Origin of the sequence: Streptomyces sp. NPDC086549, assembly GCF_044746205.1 — a bacterium.
Lineage (GTDB): Bacteria > Actinomycetota > Actinomycetes > Streptomycetales > Streptomycetaceae > Streptomyces.
On sequence record NZ_JBIVBS010000001.1, the window covers coordinates 805,476 to 822,323 of the forward strand.

Below are 16,848 nucleotides of genomic sequence, written 5' to 3' on the forward strand. Positions count from 1 at the left end.
CGTGGGCTCCTCTAGAAGTCCGGTGTGTCCGGTGTCCGGAAGGACGGCCGACGACGCAACACCAAGCTCCGCGGGGAGGGAGTCGGCCTCTTACAGGCCCTCGCCGCGGCAGCTAAGGAGAAGCAGCCCGAAACGCATGATGCTCCGCAGCCTAGCCGAGCCGCGCCGGATACGCGGGCCTGTATCAGTATGCGGGACCCGAGGGATAAGTAGGACAAAACGTGCCTCATACCACTCCGTCACGAAACCTGGGGTCTCTTGTCCCCGTATTTCACCAATCATGGTTGCGGGTAGTGACAGCGGCATAACACAGTGCAAGGGTGCCGGGCATGACCACCAACGGGGGCTTCGAGCCCGTTTTCTGCACGATCGTGCCACCGCACGTCCTCGACAAGCTCGCCCAGGCCGAGGACCCCACGCTCGCCCGGCCCGCCCGCCGCACCCTGGAGCGCGACGCCTACGAGCGCACCCACCGCCGCCTGACCACGGTCATCGGCGCGCCGTCCGTCGCCGCGCCCGCCGCGGCCGCGGCCGGCAAGCCGCACCGCACCATCTACGACCTCCACCACGGCACGGACCTGCCCGGCAAGAAGGTCCGCGCGGAGGGCGCCGCCCTGAGCAAGGACTCCACCGTCAACCGCGCCTATGACGGCCTCGGCGCCACCTTCGAGCTGTACCTGAAGGCCTTCGAGCGCGACTCCATCGACGGCAGCGGCCTGCCGCTGGACGCCACGGTCCACTACGACAAGGACTACAACAACGCCTTCTGGAACGGCGAGCAGATGGTGTTCGGCGACGGGGACGGGGAGATCTTCCTCGACTTCACCATCCCGATCGACGTCATCGGCCACGAACTCACCCACGGCGTCACCCAGTACACGGCCAACCTCACCTACTTCGGCCAGCCCGGCGCCCTCAACGAGTCGATCTCCGACGTCTTCGGCTCGCTGATCAAGCAGTACTCGCTGGGCCAGACCGCCGCCGAGGCCGACTGGCTGATCGGCGCGGGGCTGCTCGCCCCGCGCGTCACCGGTACCGCGCTGCGCTCCATGAAGGCCCCGGGCACGGCGTACGACGACGACGTCCTCGGCAAGGACCCGCAGCCCGCGACCATGGACGGCTTCGTCCGCACCGGCCGCGACAACGGCGGTGTCCACATCAACTCCGGCATCCCCAACCACGCCTTCTACCTGGTCGCCACGGCCCTCGGCGGCAACGCCTGGGAGCGCGCCGGACAGATCTGGTACGACACGCTGACCGGCGGAGAGCTCAAGAAGGACGCGCTGTTCGCGGACTTCGCCACGCTGACCGTCTCGGCGGCACGGAAACGCTACGGCACGGGCGAGGAACTGGACGCCGTCACCAAGGCCTGGGAGCAGGTGGGGGTGCGCACCCTCTAGTTCCGTACTAGACAGAGACCCATGCGTATTCAGGTGAGTCGCACGGGCGGATTCGCGGGCATCGAGCGGCATGCCGAGGTGGACACCTCGGGGCGGCCCGACGCACGCGAGTGGGAGGCCCTGGCCGAGCAGGCATTCGCCGCCGGCCAGGGCTCGCCGCCCATCGGGGTGCCGGACGGCTTCGGCTACGAGATCACGGTCGACGGGAAGACCGTGTACGCGGCGGATCCCCGGCTGACGCGGGAGCAGCGGGAGCTCATCACGCGGGTACTGAAGGAAGGGGCATGACCTACGGGTTCACGCCGGGGCGTTGACTTCCGTTACCCGCGGTAAGGATGATCGCGCCCATGGCGACGAACCCGATACCTCAGTTCCCGGAGCGCTTTCTGTGGGGCGTCTCGACCTCGGCCCATCAGATCGAGGGCGCGGCGGACGAGCGCGAGCCGTCCGTGTGGGACGTGTTCACGGCGGAGCCGGGGCGGGTGAAGGACGGCTCGACGGCGGCGGTGGCCTGCGACCACTACCACCGCTACCGCGAGGACGTGGCACTCCTGGCCGGCCTGGGCGTGGACGCGTACCGCTTCTCCATCTCCTGGCCGCGGGTGAACTCCCCGAACGGCCTCGACTTCTACGACCGCCTGGTGGACGAGCTGTGCGCGGCGGGCGTGCGCCCCGTCCCGACCCTCTTCCACTGGGACCTGCCGGTCGAGTACGAATGGCTGGACCGGGACACGGCGGCGCGGTTCGCCGACCACGTCGCGGTGGTCGCCGCCCGGCTCGGCGACCGCGTCACCAAGTGGATCACCCTCAACGAGCCCGCGGAACACACCCTGCTGGGCCATGCCATCGGCGCCCACGCCCCGGGCAAACAGCTCCTCTTCGACGCGCTCCCGGTGGCCCACCACCAGCTCCTCGCCCACGGCCTGGCCGTAAGGGCGCTGCGCGCGGCCGGGGCGACGGACATCGGGATCGCCAACTCGCACGGGCCGACCTGGCCCGCGTCGCAGGAGCCGGCCGACCTGGAGGCGGCGGGCTTCTACGACCTGCTGCTCAACCGGCTGTTCGCCGACCCGGTCATCCTGGGCGAATACCCGGACGGAATGGGTGACTTGATGCCCGGCGACGTCCATTCGGACCTGAACGTGATCGCCGAGCCGGTCGACTGGTACGGCATCAACTACTACGCCCCGGCGAAGGTGGGCGCGCCGCAGGGCACGGACACCGAGTTCGGCGGTCTGACGATCCCGTCCGAACTCCCCTTCTCCGTCCGGGAGATCGAGGGCCGCCCGGTGACCGACTTCGGCTGGCCCGTCGTTCCCGAGGGCCTCACGGAGCTGCTCACCGGTTTCCGCGACCGCTACGGCGACCGGCTGCCTCCCGTCGTCATCACCGAGAACGGCTGCTCGTACGAGGGCATCGACGACCAGGACCGCATCGCCTACCTGGACGGCCATGTGCGCGCGCTGCACCGGGCGATGGAGGCCGGGGTGGACGTGCGCGGCTACTTCGTCTGGTCGCTGCTCGACAACTTCGAGTGGGCGGAGGGGTACGCGCGCCGGTTCGGCCTCGTTCACGTCGACTACGAGACGCAGGTGCGGACCCCGAAGGCCTCGTACCGCTGGTTCCAGAAGGTGCTGCGGGCGCAGAGACAGGGGGCGGGGGGATGACGACGACCCGTCCGCCGGCCGCACTGGCCGAGCCGGTCGAGCGGGTCGGCCGGGGCTGGACGGCGGCGCTCTCGCTCGCCAACGCGGCGATATGGGTGGGCTGGTTCGGCCCGCTGCAGATCCTGCTCGCCTCCCAGGCCAAGGACTTCGCGCCCGGCTCCGGCATGTCCAAGGAGACGATGCTGGCGTGGGTCACGGGTGCGGGCGCGGTCGTGTCCCTGGTCGCCAACCCGCTCTTCGGCGCGCTGTCCGACCGGACGACGTCGCGCCGGGGCCGCCGTACGCCGTGGATCGTGGCCGGGACGGCGGGCGGTGCGCTGTCGCTGCTGCTGCTCGCGGGAGCGGGCGGGGTGTGGACGATGACGCTGGGCTGGTGCCTGGTCCAGCTGACGCTCAACGCGGCCTTCGCGGCGGTCACGGCGGCGGTGCCGGACCGCGTGCCCAGGCTCCAGCGGGGCGCGGTGGGCGGCTGGCTGGGGGCGGCGCAGATCCTCGGTGTGGTCGGCGGGACGGGCCTGGCGACGGCGGCGGGCGGGATCGGGGCCGGGTATGTCGCGTGCGCGGTGTTCACCGCGGTGGGCGTGCTGCCGTACGTCCTGCGCCACGAGGACCTGCGGCTGGCGGACGAGGACCGGCCGCCCTGGGACTGGCGGGGCTTCCTCGCGGGCTTCTGGCTGAGCCCGCGCCGCCACCCCGACCTCGGCTGGGCCTGGCTGACCCGCTTCCTGATCAACCTGAGCAACTCCCTGGTCCTGCTCTACCTCCTGTACTACCTGCGCGACCGCATCCACTACCACGACCCCGACGAAGGGGTGCTGATCCTGACGGCGGTGAACGGTCTGACGCTGCTGGGCACGGTCGTGGTCGGCGGCGTCTGGTCGGACCGGGTGGGCCGGCGCAAGCCGTTCGTGCTCTGGTCTGGCGCGCTGATGGCGGTGGCGACGGCGCTGCTGTCGGCGTGGCAGACCTGGCCGGGCGCGATCGTGGCGGCGGCGGTCCTGGGCATCGGCTTCGGCGTGTTCACCTCGGTGGACTTCGCGCTGATGACGGACGTCCTGCCGACGGCGCTGGACCGGGGCAAGGACCTGGGCGTCATCAACGTGGCCAACGCCCTCCCCCAGGTCGCGGCCCCCGCCCTCGCCGCGCCGATCGTGACGTATCTCGGCGGATACCGGGTGCTGTACGTGGTGGCGGCGGTGATCGGACTGGCGGGGGCGGGGCTGGTGGGCCGGATACGGGGGGTCGACTAGTGGCGGGTCACAGCTTGAACATCGCTCCGCGCCAGATCCATCCCGCACCGAGGACCACGTTCCGCAGGGGGCCCTTCATGTCCGCGGTCCTGAACTCGCGTTCCCCGTAGTGCCACACCGCGGTCACCTGCCCACGGGAGTACTCGCGTCGGCCCGGCCGTGCCCTCCACTGCTCATCGATCGTACGCAGCTCGTGCTTCGCCGAGACCAGGCGCATCTGCGTCTTGAGGGTCAGCCTCAGCTCCGGCACCTCCCACACCGCCACCAGGTCGCCGCCCTCCTTGGCGGTGGCGTTGCGCACGACCCACGGCACGTCCGGCCCGTTGAGCGCGAGCAACGCGGCCCGGACCTCCGTGGAGGCACGCGGAGTCACTCCGCTTTCCGGGTACTTGGTGCCGGTCAGTCTGTCGAAGAGGCCCATGCGGCCAGCCTAGGGGGCCGGCCTAGAACCCCAGCCGCCGCAGCTGCTTCGGGTCCCGCTGCCAGTCCTTGGCCACCTTCACGTGCAGGTCGAGGAACACGGGAGTCCCGAGGAGCGCCTCGATGTGCTTGCGTGACTTCATGCCGACCTCCTTCAGGCGCTTGCCCTTCGGGCCGATGATGATGCCCTTCTGGCTGGGGCGTTCGATGTAGAGGTTGGCGTGGATGTCGAGGAGGGGACGGTCCGCGGGGCGGTCCTCACGCGGGAGCATCTCCTCCACGACCACCGCGATGGAGTGGGGGAGCTCGTCGCGGACGCCCTCCAGGGCGGCCTCGCGGATCAGTTCCGCGATCATGACCTGCTCGGGCTCGTCCGTGAGGTCACCCTCGGGGTAGAGCGCCGGGCCCTCCGGCAGCAGCGGGACGAGCAGGTCGGCCAGCAGGCCCACCTGCTTGTCGCCGACCGCGGACACCGGGACGATCTCCGCCCACTCGAAGCCCAGCTCCTTGCCGAGCTGGTCGATCGCGATCAGCTGCTCGGCGAGGGCCTTGGAGTCCACCAGGTCGGTCTTGGTGACGATGGCGACCTTCGGGGTCTTCCGGATCCCGGCCAGCTCCTTGGCGATGAAGCGGTCACCGGGGCCGATCTTCTCGTTCGCCGGAAGGCAGAAGCCGATCACGTCGACCTCGGCCCACGTGGTGCGGACCACGTCGTTGAGGCGCTCGCCGAGCAGTGTGCGCGGCTTGTGCAGACCGGGGGTGTCCACCAGGATCAGCTGGGCGTCGGGCCGGTGCACGATGCCGCGTACCGTGTGCCGCGTGGTCTGCGGCTGGTTCGCGGTGATCGCCACCTTCTTCCCGACCAGAGCGTTCGTGAGGGTGGACTTGCCCGCGTTGGGGCGGCCCACGAAGCAGGCGAAGCCGGCGCGGTGGACGGCCTCGGCCGACTGCTCGGATGACTGGGTGCGAACGCTCATGGCGCCCATTCTCCCTGATCCACAGAGCCGGGCCGCACCGTGAGGTTCCGGTAATCCCCTCGCAACGAAACGTCACGGAAACACACCCGTACGCGACCGGAAACGCGTACCCAGGAATCTCTGACGAGCCCCCACACCGTTGGAGACGACCGTGACCCTCGCCGCAGCGACCGCAGACACGGGCGACACCGCCTGGCTGCTCGCCGCCACCGCCCTGGTCCTGCTGATGACCCCGGGCCTGGCCCTCTTCTACGGCGGCATGGTCCGCACGAAGAGCGCCCTCAACATGCTGATGATGAGCTTCGTGTCGATCGCCCTGGTCACGGTGGTGTGGCTGGCGGCCGGCTACTCCCTCGCCTTCGGTGACGACATCGGCGGCGGACTCATCGGCGGGCTCGACCACGCCGGCATGAGCGGCATCGGGCCCCGCAGCGTCCAGGGCACGGTCCCCACCCTCCTCTTCGCCACCTTCCAGCTGACCTTCGCGATCATCACGGCGGCGCTGATCAGCGGCGCGATCGCCGACCGGACGAAGTTCGGCGCATGGCTGGTCTTCGTGCCCGTCTGGGCGCTGCTCGTATACGTTCCGGTCGCCCACTGGGTCTGGGGCCCCGGCGGCTGGATTCTGCATCACCTCGGTGCCCTCGACTTCGCCGGCGGTCTGCCCGTCGAGATCGCCTCCGGTGCCTCCGGCCTCGCGCTGTGCCTGGTGCTCGGCCCGCGGCTGGGGTTCAAGAAGGACGCCATGCGGCCGCACAACCTCCCCATGGTCGTCCTCGGCGCCGGTCTGCTCTGGTTCGGCTGGTTCGGCTTCAACGCGGGATCGGCCCTGGGGGCCAACGGGCTTGCGGCGGCCGTCTTCCTCAACACCCTCGCCGCGGGCTGCACCGGCCTGCTCGGCTGGCTCTTCGTCGAGCAGAAGCGCGACGGCCACCCGACCACGCTCGGCGCGGCCTCCGGTGCCGTGGCCGGTCTGGTCGCCATCACCCCGTCCTGCGGCTCGGTCTCCCTGCTCGGCGCCCTGGTCGTCGGCCTCGCCGCGGGTGCCGTCTGCTCCTACGCGGTGAGCTGGAAGTTCAAGCTGGACTACGACGACTCCCTCGACGTCGTCGGCGTCCACCTGGTCGGCGGCATCGTCGGCACCCTCCTCATCGGCGTCTTCGCGGAGAAGGCGATGACCGGCGGGGCGGAGGGTCTCTTCTACGGCGGCGGGCTCGCCCAGCTCGGCAAGCAGTCGGTCGCCGTCGTGGTCGTGGCCGCCTACGCCTTCGGCGTCACGTACGGCATCGGCAAGGCGATCGACAGGACCATGGGCCTGCGCGCGAGCGAGGAGCAGGAGCTGACCGGCCTGGACCTTACGGTGCACGCCGAGACGGCCTACGATCACGGGGTCCTGGGCCACGGCGCCCCGGTCGCCCACTCCGTCGTCCCCACCGCCCAGAAGGTCAAGCCCCAGGCATGAAGCTCATCACCGCGATCGTCAAGCCGTACCGGCTCGACGAGGTCAAGACCGCCCTCCAGGAGCTCGGCGTGCACGGCCTGACCGTGACCGAGGCGAGCGGGTACGGCCGCCAGCGCGGCCACACCGAGGTGTACCGCGGGGCCGAGTACCGGGTCGACCTGGTGCCCAAGGTCCGTATCGAGGTCGTCGTGGAGGATGCCGACGCGGAGGCCGTCATCGACGCGATCGTCAAGGCCGCGCAGACGGGGAAGATCGGGGACGGGAAGGTCTGGGCCGTGCCGGTGGAGACGATCGTACGGGTTCGGACCGGCGAGCGCGGCCCCGACGCGCTCTGACCAGGAGCACCCCGCCGACGACTCCGGCGACGAACGCCACCGCCACCACCAGCCACGGCAGCGCGAAGAACGACGCGCTCGCCGACTCCCGGGTGCCCGTGGCGCTCGCCGTCAGCGTGATGTCTCCCCAGTCGAGCTGGGGTGCGTCCCGCCAGGGCTCGGTGAGCCGGACCCGCTGGCCCGGCAGCAGCTCGGAGGGGATCCGGGTCAGGTCGCGCGCCAGGAGCGTACGGCCGAACAGTCCCCGCGCGCGGAGCTCCACCTTCGGGTCGAGGGTGACGTTGCCCGTGTTGTGCAGGGTGTAGGAGACCGTCGCGGTGCTGTCGCCGAGGCCGGGTACGAGCGGCTGGTGGTGGGTGACGTGCACGTTCTCGACGGAGATCGCGGGGAGCGTGGGGCCGCTCACCCGCAGGTAGACGCGGGCGCCGACGGCCCGTTGCACCCCGAGCGCGAGTGAGCCGGAGCCCTTGTCGATCCGCTCGTCGAGCGCCACGATCGCGCCCGGGCGGTCGCCCGGTTCGGCGCCCCGCGGGACGCGCAGTGTGAAGGGCACGGTGACCGTCTTGTGTCCGGGGACGGTGACCCGGGACTTCGCGGGCTTCGCCCACGCGCCCACGCCCCGCATCCGCTCCTTGAGCGTGCGTACGGCGAAGCCTCCGTCGCGGGCGGTGTTGTAGGCGTCGGCGGCGTAGAGCCGGAAGGTGAGCGGCTTCCCGGTCTTGTTGGCGACGGCCACCTTGTCCGTGATCGTCTGCCCGGGGTCGGCGGAGAGGTAGAAGTAGGGCCGCGCGGCGACGCGGGAGGAGACGGGGTAGACGGACCAGCTGCCGTTGTCGGCGGCGTGCGCGGACCCGGTCGTCAGCCCGCAGAACAGGCCCGAGAACAGGCCGAGGAGGCTCAGGAGGAGGGCATTCGGCTTGCGCATGGGTGCGGACCCCCTGCGGGCGGAGTCGGTTCGGCGGTCGGGCGGGTGCGGCCCCGGTGCGGTCGGGCGCCCGGCCACCGAGAGGGCGGATCAGGTGAGCGTGAGGGTCAGGACGCCGGAGTACGAGCCCGGAGGCGTGAACGCCGGTACGTCCAGGGAGAGTCCGGCATCCACGGTGAACTCACCGCCGGTGAGCGTGGAGTCCGGGGTCGACGCCAGGGTCGCTCCCGAACCGCCCACCGTGCCCGCCGAACCGGCCTTGCAGGTGCTCGGGCTGCCCGCCTTGGTCACGCAGGCGGGGGTCCAGCTCAGCTTCCCGGCATCGATCTTGGCGCCGGGACCGGTGAAGTCGGTGACCTTGCCGGTCAGGGACCAGCCCGCGGGTCCGCCGCGGAAGTCCTTGACCGTCACCGTCTGCAGGGAGCCCGTGGAGGCGCCGCCCTTGCCGAAGTCGACCGCCGAGAGCGCGACGGCGTCCCCGGCCTGCGACATGGACAGGGTCCCCGCCTTCACGGTGGTGGTCAGCTTCTGGCTGCCGTCGGGAACGGGCGTGGTGTCGTTCACGACGTAGGCGGCGGGGCCGGCCCCCTTGTCCGCGTTCCAGGAGCTTCCCTCGTACGCCACGATCCCGGTCGTCGTCTTGTCGTTGACGGTGATCGGGGCGCTGAAGGAGCCCTGGGCGTTCGCGGTCGCGGTGGCCGTGTCCGCGGTCTGGGTGCCCCCGGACCGTCCGGCGAGGGTGACGGTCGCGCCCGGCGTGAAGTTGCTGCCGTTGACGGTGACGCTGTCACCCGGGTTGCCGGATGCCGAACCCAGCGAGATCGCACGGGTGTTGGTGGGCGTGCTCGAGGTCGCCGTGACGGTCTCCGACACCGGTGCGGGTGGATTGGTGACCGTGCACGGAGTGTCCAGCTCCAGGATGTAGCTGGTGTGGATGTTGTAGTCGCCGGGCGAGAGGGTGATCGCGCCGGGCTGGGTGACGGTGAACGTCCCGGTCATGGAGAACGACGGGAAGGCGCCCTTCCCCGGCACCGGGTCGTTCTTCTTCGGCCCGGCGACCGTGACGTCACCGGTCTGCGCGCCGCCGAGGGTGACCTTGCCGGTCGGGGTCATGATGTCGGCCGGCAGGGCGAGGTCGGTGGGGTTGCTGGCGGCGGGCGTGACCACCGTGTAGGTCACGGTGACGGTGTCGCCGACCTTGGGACTGGTGTTGTCCACCGAGACGTTCGCGGTGGTGGTGCCGTCGATCGGCGGGATGCCCGCGATCGCCGGCGGGATGCAGTGGGTGGCGAAGTCCACGTTGGTGCCCGCGGCGCCGGCCGGGCAGGCCAGCGCGCCGCCCGCGGTGACCGCGAGCACGGTCGCACCGAGCAACGATGCCCAGCGCCACCTTGGGGATCTTCGGGGTGTCGAACCCATGGGCCCCCTCCTGAAGGGTTGCGGGCGCAGCGGCTCGTCTGCGCCGACAGGGGGCCATTGATGTGCAGGCCACGTGAGAAGTCAATGGAGATGCCGCAGAAAGCTGACGGTTCATCAGTTTCTGCGGCATCCGGAACAGATCGCTCAGCGGAACGCGCCGGTCAGCGGAGCACGCCGGTCAGTCGAAGACGAACGGGCCGGGTGACTGCTTCGCGACCGTGGTACAGGTGACGGTTACACCGAAGATCACCATCTTGAGCGAGCCGCCGTAGAAGTCCAGGCTGTCGCCGGAGGCCACGGTGCCGGGGAGCGGACCGACGGTGACGGCGGCGCCGGTGGCCATCGCCGGGTTCACCGTCCCGCTGAAGACGGTGGTGCCGCCACTGGCCTTGGCCATGGTGAGCGTGGACGTGATGGAGTTCGCCGACAGCGCGAGTGGTGCGGTGATCGCGGTCGACGTGAGCGTGATGGTGGCCGAGGTGCCCGTTTGCGTCGCGGTGAGCGTCGCCGCGCCCCCGCCGAAGATGCCGCAGCTGGCGGTGACCGTCGCCGTCGTCGGCGTGACGGCGGCGGCCGTGGGCGCGAAGGCCAGCCCGGTGACCGCGAGGGCCCCGACCGCCATTGCCGCACCGGTTGCTGATCGCTTGCCTCTCATGGGGATCCGGCTCCCTTCCCGTTGTGTGGGAATGCCATGTGGGGATGGGCGGGAGATACACACCGTCAGGTGGGTGCGGACACACTGAGGGCTACGAATCTGACGACCCGTCGGAACTTGCGTTCTCATTGATGCGCAAGAGGCAAGGATCCGACAAGGTTGAATTCCGGCCGACCTGTCGTTCGGTAACTCTTCAAGCAACGGGGGTCCAGGGGGCGGCGCCCCCTGGTACGTCAACCGGCGGAAACGGTCACCCGGACAACCCCGTCCGGCGAAGCCAGATGCACCGGCGTCCCCGCCCCGCCAAGGTCACGGACGGCCGCGAGATCCTCCGCCGAGGCGCTGTCGGCCGACGTGACCACCGCCGCCGCCTCAAGAGACTTCGCGCCGGACGCCACCGCCATCGCCACCGCGGTCCGCAGGGCGCTGAGCTTCAGGGAGTCGAGGGCGACGGTGCCGGCGACGTACGTACGGCCCGTCTCGTCCCGTACCGCCGCGCCCTCGGGCACACCGTTGCGGGCCCGCGCGGAACGGGCCAGGGTGACGATCTTGCGGTCCTCGGGGTCAAGCGCGTTGCTGTCGGTCATGCCCCCGAGCATACGGATCATCCGGTACGGCCTGCCGCCGGGCGACCCTCCGGGCCCTCTCAGGGACGGTCGAGGCGGAGCCGCTCGGCTCGCGGCAGACCGGCGACGACCAGGTCGTACGAGTCCTCGACAAGCTCCCGGACCAGCCGGTCCGGGAGCTCACCGTCGACGGTGACGGTGTTCCAGTGCCGCTTGTTCATGTGGTACCCGGGGGCGATCAGGCCCTCGTACTCATCGCGCAGCCGGACCGCGTCCTCCGGGTCGCACTTGAGGTTGATCTTCACGGGCCGGTCGTCGAGCCGGCTCAGCGCGAACATCTTGCCCCGCACCTTGAAGACCGAGATCCCCGGGTCGAACGGGAAGTCCTCCACCGCGGCATTGAACGACAGGCAGAAGGCACGCAGTTCCTCGGGCGTCACTCGGGCTCCTGCTCCGGTTCCTGCTCCGGCGGCGGCGCCACCGGCTCCACCAGTACCGTCACGATCTTGTTGCGGCGTCCGGCGGCGGCCTCCGCCGTCAGGCGCAGCCTGCGTTCGTCGGGGAGCTCGACCTCGGCCGAGGCGCCGGCGATGGGCACCCGGCCCAGCGCCTTCGCCAGCAGTCCGCCGACCGTCTCCACGTCCTCGTCGTCGTACTCCTCCAGGCCGTACAACTCCCCGAGGTCCGTGATGTCGAGGCGGGCGGTGACCCGGTAACGGTCGTCGCCGAGCTCCTCCACGGGCGGGAGTTCGCGGTCGTACTCGTCGGTGATCTCGCCGACGATCTCCTCGAGGATGTCCTCGATGGTGACGATGCCCGCGGTGCCACCGTACTCGTCGATGACGACGGCGACGTGGTTGCGTTCCTTCTGCATCTCGCGCAGCAGGTCGCCGGCGTTCTTGGTGTCGGGCACGAAGAACGCCGGCCGCATGGCCGTGGACACCAGGTCGTTCTCGGTGTCGCGGCTGACGTGCGTCTTGCGGACCAGGTCCTTCAGATACACGATCCCGACGATGTCGTCCTCGCTCTCGCCCGTGACCGGGATGCGTGAGAAGCCCGAGCGCAGCGCCAGCGTCAGGGCCTGACGGATCGTCTTGTAGCGCTCGATGACGACGAGGTCGGTCCTGGGGACCATGACCTCCCGGACCAGCGTGTCTCCGAGTTCGAAGACCGAGTGCACCATGCGGCGCTCCTCGTCCTCGATCAGGGACTCCTGCTCGGCGAGGTCGACCAGCGCGCGCAGCTCGGCCTCGGAGGCGAAGGGCCCCCGGCGGAAGCCCTTGCCGGGGGTCAGGGCGTTGCCGATGAGGATCAGGAGCGAGGGGATCGGGCCCATGATCCTGGCCAGCGGCAGCAGCACGTACGCGGCCGCCGTCGCGGTGTTCAGCGGGTGCTGGCGGCCGATGGTGCGCGGGGAGACGCCGACGGCGACGTACGACACGAGCACCATGACGCCGATCGCGGCCAGCAGCGCCTGCCAGGTCACTTCGATCTCCTGGAGGCAGGCGTACGTCACCAGCGCCGCGGCCGCCATCTCGCAGGTGACGCGGACCAGCAGCGCCACGTTGAGGTAGCGGGTCGGGTCGGCGGCGACCTGGGCGAGTTTGGCACTGCCCCGGCGCCCGGACTTCACCGCCTCGTCCGCGCGGAAGCTGGAGACACGCGCGATGCCGGCCTCGGCGCAGGCGGCGAGCCAGGCGACGACGACCAGTGCGATCGCTCCGACGACGATCTGCGGACTCATCGCACCCGCTCTACGAAACCGTCGGCGCCGGGGACGGGCCGGTCAGGCCCTTCTCCTCGCGCCAGCCGTCGACGATGGCGGCCTGCAGCCCGAACATCTCGGCCTTCTCGTCGGGCTCCTCGTGGTCGTAGCCGAGCAGGTGCAGCACGCCGTGGACGGTGAGCAGCTGGAGCTCCTCGTCCATGGAGTGCTGCGTGGGCGCCTCGGCCCCCTGCCTGGCGGCGACCTCGGGGCAGAGCACGATGTCGCCGAGGAGTCCCTGCGGGGGCTCCTCCTCGTCCTTGGACGGCGGCCGCAGCTCGTCCATCGGGAAGGACATGACATCGGTCGGCCCCGGCAGGTCCATCCACTGGATGTGGAGCTGCTCCATGGCGTCGGCGTCCACGACGATCACCGAGAGCTCGGAGAGCGGGTGGATGCGCATCCGCGCGAGCGCGTAGCGGGCGATGTCGAGGATCGCCTGCTCGTCGACCTCGGTTCCGGACTCGTTGTTGACGTCGATCGACATGGTGCTGCCGTGTCTCTACTTCCCCTTGTGCCCGGACCTGCTCCGGCCGCCCTTGTGGGTGCCGTTCTCGGTGCCGTGCTTGCTGTCGTACTCCTCGTACGCATCGACGATACGGCCCACCAGCTTGTGCCGTACGACATCGTGGGACGACAGCCGGGAGAAGTGGACGTCCTCCAGACCCTCCAGGATCTCCTGCACCTGGCGCAGACCGGACTTGGTGCCGTTGGGCAGGTCGACCTGCGTCACGTCACCCGTGATCACGATCTTCGAGTCGAAGCCGAGGCGGGTGAGGAACATCTTCATCTGCTCGGGGCTCGTGTTCTGGGCCTCGTCCAGGATGATGAAGGCGTCGTTGAGCGTGCGTCCGCGCATGTAGGCGAGCGGCGCGACCTCGATCGTCCCGGCCGCCATCAGGCGGGGGATCGAGTCCGGGTCGAGCATGTCGTGCAGCGCGTCGTACAGCGGGCGCAGATAGGGGTCGATCTTCTCGTAGAGCGTGCCGGGCAGGAAGCCCAGTCGCTCGCCGGCCTCGACCGCGGGGCGGGTCAGGATGATGCGGTTGACCTGCTTGGACTGCAGGGCCTGCACCGCCTTGGCCATGGCGAGATAGGTCTTGCCGGTGCCGGCGGGACCGATGCCGAAGACGATCGTGTGCTTGTCGATCGCGTCGACGTAGCGCTTCTGGTTGAGCGTCTTGGGTCGGATCGTGCGGCCGCGCGAGGACAGGATGTTCTGTGTCAGGACCTCGGCCGGGGTCTCCGCCGGGCCCTCCCCGTTCTCACTCGCCCGCAGCATCGCGATCGAGCGTTCCACTGCGTCCTCCGTCATCGGCTGCCCCGTGCGGAGCACCAGCATCATCTCGTCGAACAGGCGCTGGATGAGGGCGACTTCACCGGCGTCGCCGACCGCGCTGATCTCATTGCCCCGGACGTGGATGTCGGCCGCCGGGAAGGCCTTCTCGATCACGCGCAGGAGCGAGTCGCCGGAACCCAGCACGGTGACCATCGGGTGCTGGGCAGGGACCGTGAACTGTGCTCTCGCCTGCCCCTGCGCGGGGGTGTGAGCTGTGGGTGTCTGAGTCATGGGCCGGCGCTGTAGGCCTGCGGTTCCTCCTCGTCACGGCCGCGTAGCTGAGGGCGGCCTCGCGATTCCAAGAGTACGACGGGGCGCTGTCAACGCCGTAGGCCTTTTCGGCGCCCGATGTGCAGCGGTGAGCCCTGCATGCGCTCCCGGGCGCGTGGGCAGAATGCGCCGTGTCACCGCCGCACGTGGTCGTGGGCCACGTCACCCCAGGGCCACCTGTCCGAAGAAAGCAGGTCGGCCGCCATGTTGCTGCGTCTGCCCACGTCCGTGCCCGGAGCGCAGGAGTGTCTGGCCGAGGGGGCGATACCCGTCGGCGGCGCCACGCTCGTGTGGGCCGCCTGGCAACGGGACGGCTTCCCCGAGCAGGCGGTGTCGCTGCGCAAGGTGCCCGAGGCACGGGTGATCGGGGCCGAGGAGATGGGCGGGGCGGTGCTGCTGCACCAGGTCGACGAGCGGGTGCCGGAGGTGCTGCGCCGGGCGGCGGCCGGTGTGGGCACCGGTGCGGTGCGCAGGGCCGCGACGGTCGGCGGCAACCTCGTCGGCAGCGCGCTGCGCGACCTGCTGCCCGCGGCTCTCGTCCTGGACGCGCGTGCCGTGGTGCTGGAGACGGACGGCACCTACGAGACCGACCTCACCGAGGTCCTGGCGAAGCGCCCCATCCTGCTGAAGCTCCGCTGGCGCACGCCCCTGGCCAGCGGCTACCGCAAGCTGTCCGGCGAGGCGGGCGGTGAGCCGCCGCTCATAGTGGCGGCCGCCGCACACGCCACCGAGCTCCGCGTCGCCGTCCGCGACGGCTACGAGGTGCTCACCGAGACGCTGCCCCGCGACGCCACCCCCGGCCGGCTCTTCGACGCCCTGAGCCACACCGCCCTCGACGCCCTCCCCGACCCGGCCCGCGAGGCCCTCCGGGACCAGATCACCGAGGTCCTGACCCGGGCGTCCGACCACTGACCTGCGCGAGGGTGCCGTGTCGACCGGGCCCTGGGAGGCGGCCCTGACCCAGGGCCTGTCCGGACCGGCCCGCGGTCGCGGCGGCTGCCGCGCGCTCGGTACGACCGAGGTGGGTCATCGGCGTGGAACAGGTCCGCGGCGGCCCGGCCGCCGGCGTGCCGGGAGCGCGGAGACCGCAGGGGCCCGGAACCGGGGAGCGGCGCCCGGACCGGTCCCCGTCCGCGACCGCTGCCGAGCCGTGCGGTCCGGGCCGGCCGGTTCTCAGGCCGAGCGGCGGAAGCCGATCGTCGGTACCGCGCGGCGCAGGGGCCAGGGGCTGACCTGTTCCTCCGGGACGAGGTGCTCCAGGAACGCGTACCTGTGCAGCGCGGCCGGATCCTGTCCCTCCACCGACTGCACCCTCCGCCACCACGCCCCGATCTCCGACCATCCGGGGGCCGAGAGCGAGCCACCGAACTCCTGGACGGACAGCGCGGCCGTCAGCCCGGCGAAGGCGAGGCGGTCGGCCAGCGGCCACCCGGCCAGGGTCCCGGTGACGAAGCCGGCGACGAACACGTCCCCGGCGCCGGTCGGGTCGAGGGCCTCGACGGCGATCGCGGGCACCTCGGCGGCCTCCCCGGTCCGCCGGTCCACGGCGTAGGCGCCCTCCGCGCCGAGGGTGACGACCGCCAGCGGTACGAACTCGGTGAGGGCGTGGGCCGCCGCGCGCGGGCAGCCGGCGCCGGTGTAGCGCATGGCCTCCTCGGCGTTCGGCAGGAACGCCTCGCAGTGCGCCAGGTCGGCGAGGCCGGCCAAGTCCCACGTGCCCGTGTCGTCCCAGCCGACGTCCGCGAAGATCCGCGTGCCCTCGCTCGCGGCCTGGGCGATCCAGGGAGCCCTCTTGCCGGGCGTCAGGGACGCGACCGCGGCACGCGCGCGTGGCGGGCAGTCCGGGGCAGGCTCCTCGGGGGGCGGTTCGTGGCCGTGGGAGATCATCGTGCGCTCGCCCTCGTACGCCATGGAGACCGTGACCGGCGAGTGCCATCCCGGGACCGTGCGCGACGGGGACAGGTCGATACCCTCGCCCTGCGCGAGCGCGTCCCAGCAGTACTCGCCGTAGTGGTCGTCACCGAAGGCGGCCGCGAGGGAGGTCCGCAGGCCGAGGCGGGCCAGGGCCGTCGCCATGTTCGCCACACCGCCGGGGCTCGACCCCATGCCCCGCGCCCAGGACTCGGTCCCGCGCACGGGGGCCGAGTCGAGGCCGGTGAAGATGATGTCCAGGAAGACGGTGCCCGTCAGGTAGACGTCCCAGGGCGGGTCGTACGGCGTGCGCAGGGCGGCCAGCGGGTCGACCTGGCCCGGACACTGCTGCGGGTCTGTGAGGTGCTCCGGTTCCTCTCCGGCAGACGCGTTGGACGCGGTCACGGTGCGCTCCCTGGCTGGTGCGGTTCTGGCCAGTGTGCACCACGCCGCGCACGGGACGGCGACTCTCGCGCCGGAGCCCCCC

18 protein-coding genes are annotated in these 16,848 nt (G+C 71.0%); 7 read left to right on the forward strand and 11 right to left on the reverse strand.

The features are described from left to right. Nucleotides 1-329 precede the first annotated feature (329 nt). From ACIPSA_RS03695 to ACIPSA_RS03710, 4 genes are read left to right on the forward strand one after another with little or no spacing between them, the layout of a single operon-like run. Entirely contained in the window at nucleotides 330-1,400 is a 1,071-nt protein-coding gene (locus ACIPSA_RS03695) for a M4 family metallopeptidase (protein WP_402628358.1), read from the forward strand. A 21-nt stretch (nucleotides 1,401-1,421) separates the two neighbouring features. Continuing rightward, nucleotides 1,422-1,688: a protealysin inhibitor emfourin gene (locus tag ACIPSA_RS03700; RefSeq protein ID WP_402628360.1), complete on the forward strand. Its 267-nt coding sequence runs from the start codon at nucleotides 1,422-1,424 to the stop codon at nucleotides 1,686-1,688. Nucleotides 1,689-1,735: 47 nt separating this feature from the next. Further along, nucleotides 1,736-3,067 (forward strand): GH1 family beta-glucosidase, encoded by a 1,332-nt coding sequence (locus tag ACIPSA_RS03705; protein WP_402628362.1) that lies wholly within the window; start codon nucleotides 1,736-1,738, stop codon nucleotides 3,065-3,067. Continuing rightward, entirely contained in the window at nucleotides 3,064-4,317 is a 1,254-nt protein-coding gene (locus ACIPSA_RS03710) for an MFS transporter (protein WP_402628363.1), read from the forward strand. Before ACIPSA_RS03705 ends, ACIPSA_RS03710 begins: the two co-directional genes overlap by 4 nt. A 7-nt stretch (nucleotides 4,318-4,324) precedes the next feature. Here ACIPSA_RS03710 and ACIPSA_RS03715 read toward each other — a convergent pair whose 3' ends face one another. Continuing rightward, nucleotides 4,325-4,738 (reverse strand): hypothetical protein, encoded by a 414-nt coding sequence (locus ACIPSA_RS03715; RefSeq protein WP_402628364.1) that lies wholly within the window; start codon nucleotides 4,736-4,738, stop codon nucleotides 4,325-4,327. 22 nt (nucleotides 4,739-4,760) lie between these two features. Continuing rightward, on the reverse strand, nucleotides 4,761-5,723 hold the full coding sequence (era, locus tag ACIPSA_RS03720) for a GTPase Era (RefSeq protein ID WP_402628366.1): 963 nt from the start codon (nucleotides 5,721-5,723) through the stop codon (nucleotides 4,761-4,763). Between the two features lie 142 nt (nucleotides 5,724-5,865). Here era and ACIPSA_RS03725 point away from each other — a divergent pair, with 142 nt between their 5' ends. Next, nucleotides 5,866-7,176, forward strand: a complete 1,311-nt coding sequence (locus tag ACIPSA_RS03725) for an ammonium transporter (protein ID WP_402628368.1) — start codon at nucleotides 5,866-5,868, stop codon at nucleotides 7,174-7,176. Then, nucleotides 7,173-7,511: a P-II family nitrogen regulator gene (locus ACIPSA_RS03730; RefSeq protein ID WP_402628370.1), complete on the forward strand. Its 339-nt coding sequence runs from the start codon at nucleotides 7,173-7,175 to the stop codon at nucleotides 7,509-7,511. The genes ACIPSA_RS03725 and ACIPSA_RS03730 overlap by 4 nt, the downstream gene beginning before the upstream one ends. On the opposite strand, the gene ACIPSA_RS03735 is transcribed toward ACIPSA_RS03730, so the two are convergent. The 8 genes from ACIPSA_RS03735 to ACIPSA_RS03770 form a co-directional block, all read right to left on the reverse strand. Then, entirely contained in the window at nucleotides 7,405-8,436 is a 1,032-nt protein-coding gene (locus ACIPSA_RS03735) for a WxL protein peptidoglycan domain-containing protein (RefSeq protein ID WP_402628372.1), read from the reverse strand. The two genes, ACIPSA_RS03730 and ACIPSA_RS03735, sit on opposite strands and share 107 nt — an antisense overlap. Nucleotides 8,437-8,526: 90 nt before the next feature. Continuing rightward, a complete protein-coding gene (locus ACIPSA_RS03740; RefSeq protein WP_402628373.1) occupies nucleotides 8,527-9,855 on the reverse strand; it encodes a beta-xylosidase in 1,329 nt (442 codons plus the stop codon). 178 nt (nucleotides 9,856-10,033) lie between these two features. Continuing rightward, nucleotides 10,034-10,510 carry a hypothetical protein gene (locus ACIPSA_RS03745; RefSeq protein WP_402628374.1) on the reverse strand — a complete coding sequence of 159 codons (477 nt, stop codon included), beginning with the start codon at nucleotides 10,508-10,510 and terminating at the stop codon, nucleotides 10,034-10,036. A gap of 233 nt (nucleotides 10,511-10,743) precedes the next feature. Continuing rightward, a complete protein-coding gene (locus ACIPSA_RS03750; RefSeq protein ID WP_402628375.1) occupies nucleotides 10,744-11,097 on the reverse strand; it encodes a cytidine deaminase in 354 nt (117 codons plus the stop codon). Nucleotides 11,098-11,156: 59 nt separating this feature from the next. After that, nucleotides 11,157-11,516 (reverse strand): MmcQ/YjbR family DNA-binding protein, encoded by a 360-nt coding sequence (locus ACIPSA_RS03755; protein ID WP_402628377.1) that lies wholly within the window; start codon nucleotides 11,514-11,516, stop codon nucleotides 11,157-11,159. Beyond that, on the reverse strand, nucleotides 11,513-12,820 hold the full coding sequence (locus ACIPSA_RS03760) for a hemolysin family protein (protein WP_402628379.1): 1,308 nt from the start codon (nucleotides 12,818-12,820) through the stop codon (nucleotides 11,513-11,515). Before ACIPSA_RS03760 ends, ACIPSA_RS03755 begins: the two co-directional genes overlap by 4 nt. Nucleotides 12,821-12,830: 10 nt before the next feature. After that, nucleotides 12,831-13,328 (reverse strand): rRNA maturation RNase YbeY, encoded by a 498-nt coding sequence (ybeY, locus tag ACIPSA_RS03765; RefSeq protein ID WP_402628381.1) that lies wholly within the window; start codon nucleotides 13,326-13,328, stop codon nucleotides 12,831-12,833. 15 nt (nucleotides 13,329-13,343) lie between these two features. Beyond that, nucleotides 13,344-14,411, reverse strand: a complete 1,068-nt coding sequence (locus ACIPSA_RS03770; protein ID WP_402628383.1) for a PhoH family protein — start codon at nucleotides 14,409-14,411, stop codon at nucleotides 13,344-13,346. Nucleotides 14,412-14,654: 243 nt separating this feature from the next. On the opposite strand from ACIPSA_RS03770, the gene ACIPSA_RS03775 reads away from it, so the two are divergent. Beyond that, the gene (locus ACIPSA_RS03775) at nucleotides 14,655-15,362 is read left to right on the forward strand and encodes an FAD binding domain-containing protein (protein WP_402628385.1); all 708 of its coding nucleotides are present in this window, start codon (nucleotides 14,655-14,657) and stop codon (nucleotides 15,360-15,362) included. A 261-nt stretch (nucleotides 15,363-15,623) separates the two neighbouring features. Here ACIPSA_RS03775 and ACIPSA_RS03780 read toward each other — a convergent pair whose 3' ends face one another. Further along, complete coding sequence (locus tag ACIPSA_RS03780; RefSeq protein ID WP_402628387.1) at nucleotides 15,624-16,766, reverse strand: carbohydrate kinase family protein; 1,143 nt, start codon at nucleotides 16,764-16,766, stop codon at nucleotides 15,624-15,626. Nucleotides 16,767-16,848: the final 82 nt, after the last annotated feature.

What these genes read in the sequence shown, in the direction of transcription:
- ACIPSA_RS03695 (WP_402628358.1), top strand. Translation starts at nt 330, where the DNA reads ATGACCACCAACGGGGGCTTCGAGCCCGTTTTCTGCACGATCGTGCCA.
- ACIPSA_RS03700 (WP_402628360.1), top strand. Translation starts at nt 1,422, where the DNA reads ATGCGTATTCAGGTGAGTCGCACGGGCGGATTCGCGGGCATCGAGCGG.
- ACIPSA_RS03705 (WP_402628362.1), top strand. Translation starts at nt 1,736, where the DNA reads ATGATCGCGCCCATGGCGACGAACCCGATACCTCAGTTCCCGGAGCGC.
- ACIPSA_RS03710 (WP_402628363.1), top strand. Translation starts at nt 3,064, where the DNA reads ATGACGACGACCCGTCCGCCGGCCGCACTGGCCGAGCCGGTCGAGCGG.
- ACIPSA_RS03715 (WP_402628364.1), bottom strand. Translation starts at nt 4,738, where the DNA reads ATGGGCCTCTTCGACAGACTGACCGGCACCAAGTACCCGGAAAGCGGA.
- era (WP_402628366.1), bottom strand. Translation starts at nt 5,723, where the DNA reads ATGGGCGCCATGAGCGTTCGCACCCAGTCATCCGAGCAGTCGGCCGAG.
- ACIPSA_RS03730 (WP_402628370.1), top strand. Translation starts at nt 7,173, where the DNA reads ATGAAGCTCATCACCGCGATCGTCAAGCCGTACCGGCTCGACGAGGTC.
- ACIPSA_RS03735 (WP_402628372.1), bottom strand. Translation starts at nt 8,436, where the DNA reads ATGCGCAAGCCGAATGCCCTCCTCCTGAGCCTCCTCGGCCTGTTCTCG.
- ACIPSA_RS03740 (WP_402628373.1), bottom strand. Translation starts at nt 9,855, where the DNA reads ATGGGTTCGACACCCCGAAGATCCCCAAGGTGGCGCTGGGCATCGTTG.
- ACIPSA_RS03745 (WP_402628374.1), bottom strand. Translation starts at nt 10,510, where the DNA reads ATGAGAGGCAAGCGATCAGCAACCGGTGCGGCAATGGCGGTCGGGGCC.
- ACIPSA_RS03750 (WP_402628375.1), bottom strand. Translation starts at nt 11,097, where the DNA reads ATGACCGACAGCAACGCGCTTGACCCCGAGGACCGCAAGATCGTCACC.
- ACIPSA_RS03760 (WP_402628379.1), bottom strand. Translation starts at nt 12,820, where the DNA reads ATGAGTCCGCAGATCGTCGTCGGAGCGATCGCACTGGTCGTCGTCGCC.
- ybeY (WP_402628381.1), bottom strand. Translation starts at nt 13,328, where the DNA reads ATGTCGATCGACGTCAACAACGAGTCCGGAACCGAGGTCGACGAGCAG.
- ACIPSA_RS03770 (WP_402628383.1), bottom strand. Translation starts at nt 14,411, where the DNA reads ATGACTCAGACACCCACAGCTCACACCCCCGCGCAGGGGCAGGCGAGA.
- ACIPSA_RS03775 (WP_402628385.1), top strand. Translation starts at nt 14,655, where the DNA reads ATGTTGCTGCGTCTGCCCACGTCCGTGCCCGGAGCGCAGGAGTGTCTG.